Annotated in this window: 9 protein-coding genes; 1 reads left to right on the top strand and 8 read right to left on the bottom strand. The window is 64.6% G+C overall.

Annotation, left to right across the window (positions count from 1 at the left end; genetic code table 11):
• Positions 1-106 precede the first annotated feature (106 nt).
• The 3 genes from A985_RS0109850 to A985_RS0109840 form a co-directional block, all read right to left on the bottom strand.
• On the bottom strand, positions 107-1,048 hold the full coding sequence (locus A985_RS0109850) for a hydroxymethylglutaryl-CoA lyase (protein ID WP_017233239.1): 942 nt from the start codon (positions 1,046-1,048) through the stop codon (positions 107-109).
• A gap of 49 nt (positions 1,049-1,097) precedes the next feature.
• Entirely contained in the window at positions 1,098-2,042 is a 945-nt protein-coding gene (locus A985_RS0109845) for a glyoxylate/hydroxypyruvate reductase A (RefSeq protein ID WP_017233238.1), read from the bottom strand.
• Between the two features lie 343 nt (positions 2,043-2,385).
• Entirely contained in the window at positions 2,386-2,937 is a 552-nt protein-coding gene (locus A985_RS0109840; RefSeq protein ID WP_017233237.1) for a YaeQ family protein, read from the bottom strand.
• A gap of 152 nt (positions 2,938-3,089) precedes the next feature.
• On the opposite strand from A985_RS0109840, the gene A985_RS0109835 reads away from it, so the two are divergent.
• A complete protein-coding gene (locus A985_RS0109835; RefSeq protein WP_017233236.1) occupies positions 3,090-3,926 on the top strand; it encodes an alpha/beta fold hydrolase in 837 nt (278 codons plus the stop codon).
• A 97-nt stretch (positions 3,927-4,023) separates the two neighbouring features.
• On the opposite strand, the gene A985_RS27525 is transcribed toward A985_RS0109835, so the two are convergent.
• From A985_RS27525 to A985_RS28525, 5 genes are all read right to left on the bottom strand, one after another.
• Complete coding sequence (locus A985_RS27525; RefSeq protein ID WP_017233235.1) at positions 4,024-4,401, bottom strand: helix-turn-helix domain-containing protein; 378 nt, start codon at positions 4,399-4,401, stop codon at positions 4,024-4,026.
• A gap of 578 nt (positions 4,402-4,979) precedes the next feature.
• On the bottom strand, positions 4,980-5,792 hold the full coding sequence (locus A985_RS29135) for a helix-turn-helix domain-containing protein (protein WP_017233233.1): 813 nt from the start codon (positions 5,790-5,792) through the stop codon (positions 4,980-4,982).
• A gap of 262 nt (positions 5,793-6,054) precedes the next feature.
• Complete coding sequence (locus tag A985_RS0109820) at positions 6,055-6,309, bottom strand: hypothetical protein (RefSeq protein ID WP_198288683.1); 255 nt, start codon at positions 6,307-6,309, stop codon at positions 6,055-6,057.
• A gap of 965 nt (positions 6,310-7,274) precedes the next feature.
• A complete protein-coding gene (locus A985_RS0109810) occupies positions 7,275-8,471 on the bottom strand; it encodes a porin (RefSeq protein WP_017233231.1) in 1,197 nt (398 codons plus the stop codon).
• Between the two features lie 278 nt (positions 8,472-8,749).
• On the bottom strand, positions 8,750-9,241 hold a 492-nt coding region (locus tag A985_RS28525; protein WP_304412211.1), incomplete at its 5' end, for a biotin/lipoyl-containing protein.

Genomic DNA, 9,241 nt, shown 5'->3' with positions numbered 1-9,241 from the left:
AAGAGCGTCCTGTTGGGCGGGTTCGGGAGTCCGGGGTGTCTCGCTCATGGTCGTGTCAGTGTCTTCGAATCACAGGGTCGACGCGGGCACATTGGCCCGCGCGGTATCACACGCAGGTGGGCGCGCCGTCCTGCAGTTTCGCGAGCATGGCGCGGCCGACGCGTGACGCGTTCGGCCGGTCGATGGCGCGCGAAATGAAGTCGCCCGTGCGTACGACGGCGTCCAGATCGATGCCGGTCTCGATGCCGAGACCATGCAGCAGATACACCACGTCTTCCGTCGCCACGTTCCCCGTCGCGCCCTTGGCGTACGGGCAGCCGCCGAGGCCGGCGACGGACGAGTGGAAAATCGAAATGCCCGAGAGCAGCGCGGCGTAGACGTTGGCCGTCGCCTGGCCATAGGTGTCGTGGAAGTGGCCGGACAGACGCTCGATCGGGAACACCTTCGCGCAGGCTTCCATGACTTCGCGGGTGCGCGAGGGCGTGCCCACGCCGATGGTGTCGGCAATGTCGATTTCGTCGCAGCCGAGCGCCGCGAGTCGTTGCACGACGTCGACCACGCTCGCGACGGACACTTCCCCTTGGTACGGGCAGCCGAGCGCGCACGAGATGCTGCCGCGCAGGCGCAGGCCGGCGTCCTTCGCCGCGCGCGCGACGGGTTCGAAGCGCGCGATGCTTTCCACGATGGAGCAGTTGATATTGCGTTGCGAGAACGCTTCGCTCGCGGCGCCGAAGATCACCACTTCGTCGGCCTTGGCCGCCACCGCGCCCTCGAAGCCGCGCAGGTTCGGCGTGAGCACCGAGTAGATCGTGCCGGGACGACGCGTAATGCCCGCCATCACCTCGGCGCCGTCGGCCATCTGCGGCACCCATTTGGGCGAGACGAACGAGGTGGCTTCGATATTGGCGAAGCCGGCGGCCGACAGTCGGTCGATCAGCGCAATCTTGATATCGGTCGGTACCGGCTGTTTTTCGTTTTGCAGACCGTCGCGCGGGCCGACTTCGACCACTTTCACGTGCTTCGGCAGATTAGGCGTGGACAAGGACATGCGGTGTCTCCTTGGAGGGGTTCGGGCAATGACGCGCGTGGGCGACGGCTCAGTAGCCGCGCGCCGGGTCGACGATGCCGGTGATGGCTTCGCCGCGTTCGAGCGCGGCGATCTTCCCGGCGATCTGCGCGACCGTTTCGTCGCGCAACGTCAGGGCGGAAATGTGCGGTGTGAGCGTCAGGCGAGGTGCGTGCCAGAACGGATGGTCTGCCGGCAACGGCTCGGTGCGAAACACGTCGAGCGTGGCTGCGGCGATCTGGCCGCTGTCCAGCGCGGCAAGGAGGTCGTCTTCCACCAGGTGCGCGCCGCGCGCGACGTTGATCAGGAACGCTCCTTGCGCCAACTTCGCAAACAGCTTGGCGTTGAGCACATCGACCGTTTGCGGCGTGAGCGGCAGCAGGTTGACGAGTATGCGGGCGCCGGACACGCAGGCATCGAAGCCGGCGTCGCCGTGGTGCAATTCGATGCCGCTATCGTCGCTGCGCTGGCTGCGGGTCCATGCACGTACCGGAAAGCCGAACGCCTTCAGTGCCTGGGCGACGTGCGCGCCGAGCGTGCCGTAACCGAGCACCGCGACGGGGAAATCCGCGAGACGGTTCGGCTTCTGGAACTTCCACTGACCTCGGGTTTGCTGCGCATCGAATTCGTCGAGACGGCGGAAGTAGCGCAATGCGGCGGCGCTCACGTACTGCGCCATCTGGTCGGCCATGCCGGCGTCTTCGAGACGGACCAGCGGCACGCCCGCCGGCAGGCGATGCGCGTCTTCGCCGTGCGTGCCGAGCACGCCGTCCACCCCGGCGCCCAGGTTGAAAATCGCTTTCAGGCGCTCGCGCGGTTGCAAGACTTCGGCATTCGGCTTCCAGAGCACCAGGTAGTCGGCGGGTGCTGCATCGCCGGGCTGCCAGCCGCGAATGCCGGCCTGCGGCAGATGCTCGGCGAGGCCGGCTTCGTAGGCGGCGGTCTTGCCGTCCGGAGAAAAGATCAGGATGTCCATGAGTTGCGGGGCAGACGCGTATAGGAATGAGTCATGGCGATAGGGCCAGCGAGGGGGCGGCACGCACCTACCGCACTGACGGTAACGGCGCGGGCGCATGGCACACATGTCCGGTCCTTCCGGCAGGCGTCGACGGCGCAGCCGCGTTCACTCGATTGACGTTAACGTCAAGTGTAACGCAGCTTGTGGTGTCGCGCGTACTGCGGCGAGGCCGGAGTCGTGGAGGGCGACGAGCCGCGAGGAGGGTGCGGAGGGCGAGGAAGGCGAGGGCGGGGCGGTGACGTTGTGACGCGGCGCAGCGGCACAGCGCGCCGCTCCGCCGTCGGGGAATGACCGAAGCCGGTCAGTCGTTGGCGGCCGCGCGCAACGTCACGAGGTTGACGGCGAAATTGTGGCTGTCGTCGGCGATCCAGACTTCACCGTCCTGAATCGTGCACTGGAGGCGCATCGTGCGCGCGGCGAGTGCCGTGAGCGCCTCGGCGGACGCCTCATCGAGCATGCGCACCGTGAGGTTCGACAAGCGGGTGATCTGCGACTCGGTCGCCTGCCACCAGACGGCGGCGGGTTTGCCACCGTACGCCACGACGTCGACATGCGTCGCACGGCCCGCGGCTTTGACAAGGCGCCGCGCGTCGGGTTGCCCGACGTCGATCCAGCGGACGATGTCGCCCCCGAAGTCGTGTTCCCACAGGTCGGGCTCGTCGGCGTTGGAGAGGCCCTTGCCGAACGCGAGCCGTTCATCGGCATACAGCATGAAGGCCAGCAGGCGCACCATCATGCGTTCGTCGGTTTCCGACGGATGCCGGGCGAGCGTCAGGCTATGGGCGGCGTAGTAGTGGCGGTCGAGGTTGGTGATCTGCACCTCGGCCTTGTATATGGTGGCTTTGAGTGCCATACCGGGAAACCGCAGGAATGAAGGGAGTCGCAAGCATACACTAGCGCGTTGTTCCCGCTCTCCAAGGCGCCATGGCATGCCGATGGCGCACCGCGGCAAGCGGGCGGCAAGCTCGGTATACTGGCGGCCCCGCCTTACCTGATGTGTCTCCCATGCCGGTTCCTGTACCGCAAACGATCGACGTCAACGGTTATCCGATGGCGTACGTCGAGACCCCTGCCCCCGCCGACGCCAGTGGCGCGCCGCTCTTGCTGGTTCACGGTTCGCTTTGCGATTGCCGTTACTTCAAGCCGAACATGGCGCCGTTGGGGCAGCGGCGGCGGGTCATCTCGGTGAGTCTGCGTCACTACTGGCCCGAAGCCTGGGGCGGCCATGACGGTACGTTCTCGGGGGAGCAGCACGCCGAGGACCTGGCCGCATTCGTCACGGCGTTGGGCGTCGGCCCGGTCCATATGCTCGGCCATTCGCGCGGCGGCTATGTCGCGTTGCGCACGGCACTGCTCGCGCCCGACACCGTACGCTCGCTGATACTGGCGGACCCGGGCGTGGAAATCAGCGGCGGCCCGGCGCAGACGCCACTCGACCGCGAGCGGGGCAGCTTCCGCGAACAGGCGCTTGCTGCCATCGAGTCCGGGGATATCGACGGCGGACTGGCGATCTTTATCGACACCGTGAGCGGCCCGGATACGTGGCGGCGCATGGTGCCGTGGTTCAAGCAGATGGTGCGCGACAACGCTCACACCCTGATCGGTCAGGTGGCCGAGCCGCGTACGCCGTTGCCGATCGACGCCCTTGGCGCGTTGCATGCGCCGGTGCTTCTAATGGGCGGCGCGCAAAGTCCCGCACCCTATCCCGATGTGCTGAACGCGCTCGCGTGCGCCATGCCGGAAGCCCGTCGCATGGTGATCCAGGACGCATCGCACGGCATGAATCTGGCCAATCCGATTGCGTTTCACCGCGCGGTGGACGCCTTCCTCGGGAACGACTGAACCCGAGGAGCGACGCCGGCGCGCGGGCCGGCGTCGCCCGGCGCCGGACACGCGCGCGTTGCGCGGACGTCGCGTCCCGCGATCAATCGCCCCGTTCTCATTCGTCGCGCAACACGCCGTGGCCCAGACGCAAGCTCAGCGTGCGGACCAGATCGGCCATCCACGCCTGATCGCGGTCCGACAATTTCTGCATTGCCCGGTTGAGCGAGGGATACGGATCGCAGGGCACCGCCACCCCCGCGTCAGCCAGCATGCCGTTCGACGAATCGAACGCCAGCAACTCATGCGGTGGCAGTCCCAACGTGTCGGCGAGAATGCAAATGTTGCGCAGCGAGATATTGCGCTTGCCTCGCTCGACACCGCTCAGGTATGAGCGCGCCAGACCGCTTTCCAGGGCAAGCTTGTCTTGCGCCCAGTTGTACTTCTTGCGCAAACCGGCCAGGTGTCGGCCGAATCTGAATAAATTGGTGTCCATAAGAATGTTTTCCTTGTTAGGGACAAGAAGATTGAAACAAAAAGCCGGCATTGGGGACGGTGCCTCGGGTATCCCCCGTTTGCGAGGCACGAACTACCGGGTCCGCAACGCGGATTTTTTGCGGACTTTCGGAGAAGGCACAAGGAGTGCGTGCTTTCAGACGGTAGTGGTGGCGCCAGTTTGCGTACCGCTCTGCAGGCATTTCGATACGCTTTGTCGCACTCCCGTGAACCGGAGCCGCGCAGTGTGACACCGGACATGCCGGCGCAAGCCATCACGCGATTCTGAAAGTTTCCGCCTTGGGATGTCACTCGATGTTGACGGGGCGAACCGGACGTTGTGTCGAGCGGCGCGAATGGTCGGCAGTCATCGGCCGGCTGTCATGCTTGATAGGCTTGGCGTGCATGAAATAGGCACGGCGCGGTGATACGTCCATTGCGGGGATGTAAGACGCTCGACGAAGCGAGCGTTTTTACGGAAGGCCAGGTCACGCTTACAAGACGAACGCTCACGCAACGTCCCCGCGATGCTGGGGGGACTTTGCGCAATGTCCTAAGAATCAATTGCCTCGCTTTCGCTCACTCGTCATCGCCGGTGGGGAAACGCCGCGAGTCATCGCGTGCGATGGCGTCGGATCTGGCGGCATTGGCCGACGTGACGGATGTGTCGTGGCGTTCGGATGGGGTGCGCCCGGGGTCACAGATGCGCGCGACGGGATGGGCGGCGTCGGTGCCGGTGCCGTCGGCAACGCGGTAGCCAGCTTCCCTCGGCGCGGCGAGTTGAAGATGGGCAGGAAAGCCTGCGGAGAACGCTGGGGCGGTGGGCGTCCGTCTAGCGGCGTTGGGGAGAGCCGCGGGCGGGGCGGCGGCGTCATCGAGGTCGTCGAAATCGTCGAGATCCTCGGTATCGTCGATGCCGTCGCGCGCTTCGTGCCGATTGCGCCTATCTCGCGCATCGCCACAGGCACCGCCGTGTGCGACAGACAAGGGGCCGCATCGGTCTGCGTAAGCGTCGGTCGCCGACGGCGGCGCCGCCTGACTCAGGCGGGAGCTGAGGCTTCGAATGATCTCGGCGAGCCAGACCTGATCGCGGTTTTCGAGGCGGCACAGCGAACGGCTGATCTGCGGCAATGGCGTGCGATCGGGTAGCGCTGCGGTGTCAGCGGCACCGGCCGCCTGCGCAAAGCGCAGCATTTCGGACGTTGGCACGCCGAGCGTATCGGCCAGTACGCAGATATTGACCAGGGCGACGTTGCGTCGACCGCGCTCGATGCCGCTGACGTACGAGCGAGCCAGACCGCTCTCGAGCGCCAGTTTCTCCTGCGACCAGCCGCGCGCCTTGCGCAAGCAGGCCAGATGGTCTCCGAACAGCGCGAGTGGATTCGTTTGCATGGCGGAACTCCGTTGACGAGTCACACAGCGTAATCAATCCCCCCGCGTCTTGCGACGTTATATCGCTCTCCTCCCCATGCGTTACAGGCGGGCCTCTATACAGAGTCGGCGACCTCTATAGCGCAAAACTTATCGGACGCTTCCCAATTCATGGGGCCGCGCCATCACACGAGACGTTGTCAGCCGATGGGGCGACACGCTGACATGGAACGGCGCCAGTGCATCGGATGGTGCTGGCCGTGGCGTAGGCCGATGATGTCGATCAGCGCAGGCAGAAGCGGGCTAGCGCGCCGCGCAGGACGGCGGGCAGCGCGGCGGCGAAACCGAACGGGCGCGACAGCGCGGCCAGGCCCTCGCCATTGAGCACGCGAGCGCCCTCCAGGTGAGTGGCCAGCCGGCAGAAATCTTCTCGATTCATACCGACGCGCTCGCAGGCGATATCGAGCTGTTTCAAATCGTTCGGATGCAGCTCAAGGGTGACGGTAATGCGCTCTGAGGCGGTGTTCATGTCTGCCAATTTTCTCTGGTTCAAAACATTGGGCATGCCGCGCGGGTGAAGCGCATGCCGAAGCGCCCACGCGATAACGCGAGCGAGCGTGATCCGACGGCGCGCGATGGAGGGCGTCGGGGGCTAATGCAATGCGTGGGCAATACGAGGCTGTGGGCGCGAAATTGGCCGCCCAAGTCGTGGGCGGCGGTACGGCGCTAACGCGTGAGAGCGATGCCTCGTAACGGCGGGGAGGGATGACTCTCTATCCGGCCAGGACATCGGTGCCGGAATACAGCATGAGTACTGCGGACTACGGACTACGATTTCAAGTACGACGACAACTCGGTGCGACTCGTTGAACGGCGACTGACCGCTTCGGTTCCGGCAGCGTCGGCCCCAGCGGTGGCCGGCCAACGTTAAATTACGCGGCGTCCTTCAAGCGAATGCGCGAGCAAGGGGTACGACGATGACTACGGCGATATCGCAGGACACGTGAGACGTGGGTCGCCGCTGCGGTGCGTGCCGCAGCGCGTTGCAGTTGCATGACACGTGCCACTGTCGCCGTGACGGCGAGCGTCGCGACCCCTAGCCAAATGACGAAAATCACAAACCCTCTCCCTAAGCGACGACAGCGCGGCGTAACAACAGACGTAAGCGATGACTGTGTCCAATGACGACCGGCCCGAGTGGCAGCAGCGCGAGAGACATCGGCACGAGAGACATCGGCCCGCGTTGACCGCAAGGCGAAATTCAGAAAGCGGGGACGCCAGTCGTCGCAAGTCGGTTGCTACCGCAACAAACTTCAACAGGAGCGAATTCTAAATAGATTCCCGGATAGGGTAAATACCAATTAAGCAAATTGTGTATTTTTTAAGACAGAGGAATCGGAATCGTCCAAACGATCGTTTGAATTCCAGGTACTTAAATTCATTGGAAAAATCGGCCCGAACCCGCGGGCTTCCACGTGTTCGGCCCGATCAGGACGAAGGGGGTCAGAAGCTGTGCTTCAGGCCCATGCCGACCAGCAACTGCGTTCGTGCGCCGGCGTTGAAGCCGTACGAACCGACCGACGCGGTGGCTTCCACCGTTTGACCGCTATCCAGCGTCTTGCCGATGGCCTGTTGATAGCCACCGATGACGTAGGTCGACGTGCGCTTGGACAGCGCATAGGTGACGCCGGCATTGAACTGGTTGTAGTGAGCGCCGAGGTTGCGCGCACCGCGCATTCGCGTGTAGCTATAGCCGATGCCCGTGTTGATCGCCGGCGTCAGGGCATATGTGGCGAAGGCGTTCACGGTGTCGAATGTCGCCGTGCCGGTGAATTCCGACAGACCATCGCTCGCGTACTGGGCATTCGAATACGACAGCCCAAGGATCGCCGGGCCAACGGCGTACTTGCCGGCCACGCGCGCGATGCGTACCTTGCTCGCCGTACGGAAGCCACTGTTGATCGGCGAGTTGAACAGCGAGCCTGCGCTGCTGGTCCACTCGCGATAGCCGTAGGCCGCCCGCGTGTTGCCACCGTCCGCGAAGAAAAAACCGGCGCCGAGCGCGAGCGGACCGTTGTTGTAGGCACCGGCGACGCCGTACGACCGGCCGGCCCCGGTTTCCCCGGCCACGTTGCCCGATGCGTACATGCCTTCGAACTGCAAGCCGCCGAAGTTCGGTGTGGCGTAGCGGATCGAGTTGTTGATGCGTGCGCCGTTGTCGTAGTTGTCGACGTCACCCGGCGTGGCAAAGAACCCACCGAAGTAACCGTCTGCGGTCATGCCCTGCACGAGATTGACGACCGGGTCGTACTGACGGCCGATGGTCACTTCGCCCCATTCGGTGCTCGTCAGGCCGACGATGGATTTGCGTCCGAACGCCCGGCCGCCGTTACCCATCTCGCCGTTGACCGCATTGAAGCCGCTTTCGATCTGGAACATCGCCGACAGTCCGCGGCCCAGCGGCTCGGTGCCACGCAAGCCCCAGCGGCTGCCGGAGATGATGTTGCTCGTGATCATCGATCGCGATTGCGGGCCGTTGAGGCCGTCCGTGTGATTGGCGTGGACGAAGCCGGAATCGATCGTGCCGTAGAGGGTGACGTTGCTTTGCGCATTGGCGCTGGCAGACAAAGTCAGGAGGGTGAGTGTGGCGGCGAGCGCAATGGCGCGCGGGCCGATGAACGAGTGAGGACGTTGAGTCATGGTGTCGAGCGCTTAACCGCGCATGGTGGAAATCGACACCGAGAATATTTCCGAACAGCCATTCGGATTCCTTATGAAAATTCCGAATGCACTGAAATCCCCATGGCAGCGACCCCCTGTCGGGGGCGCTGCCGAAGTTTCTAGGAAGTGTCCTCAAATTTCATCGCGCGCTACCGCAGTAAGCGGTAGCGCGGAAAGCACCGTCCTGCGCGAGTCAATGTGGATCCGCACCAGCGTGCGCTGCGGCGTGATGCCGGAGCACCGCGCCAGGACGATCGTTATCGCTTGAACGCCAGCAACTGGGCGCCTTCCGGCACCTGGTCGCCGACGGCGAACAGCACCTCTTCGATTTCACCGTCCGCGGGTGCGCTGATGGTGTGCTCCATCTTCATCGCTTCCATCACGAGCAGCGGCGCGCCCTTCTCGACCTTCGTACCGGCTGGCGCGAGCACGGCAATGACCTTGCCCGGCATCGGCGCCGTCAGCCGCCCCTCGCCCCCTTCCTGCGCCCCGGCCTGTGCCAGCGGATCGTGCCAGCGCAGCGTCCAGGACTGACCGTCGGCGAAGACGTGCGCGGCGTCGTGTTCGAAGTCGACATGCCCTTGAACGCGGCGATCGCCGAGCGTCACGCGATACACCCCGGCGTCGTGGGCGTAGCGATACGGATACGTCTGCCCGTCCACGGTGAGCGTGCTCGCCTGCGGTCCGCTCGTGAGGAGAACCGACAGCCGCGTCTCGCCGTGATCGAAGGCGAGGGTGCGCTGGTAGTC

It is taken from the genome of Pandoraea sp. B-6, assembly GCF_000282835.1.
GTDB lineage: Bacteria > Pseudomonadota > Gammaproteobacteria > Burkholderiales > Burkholderiaceae > Pandoraea > Pandoraea cepalis.
The sequence above is the reverse complement of the archived record's forward strand: the minus strand, read 5'-3'. Positions and strand labels throughout refer to the sequence as shown.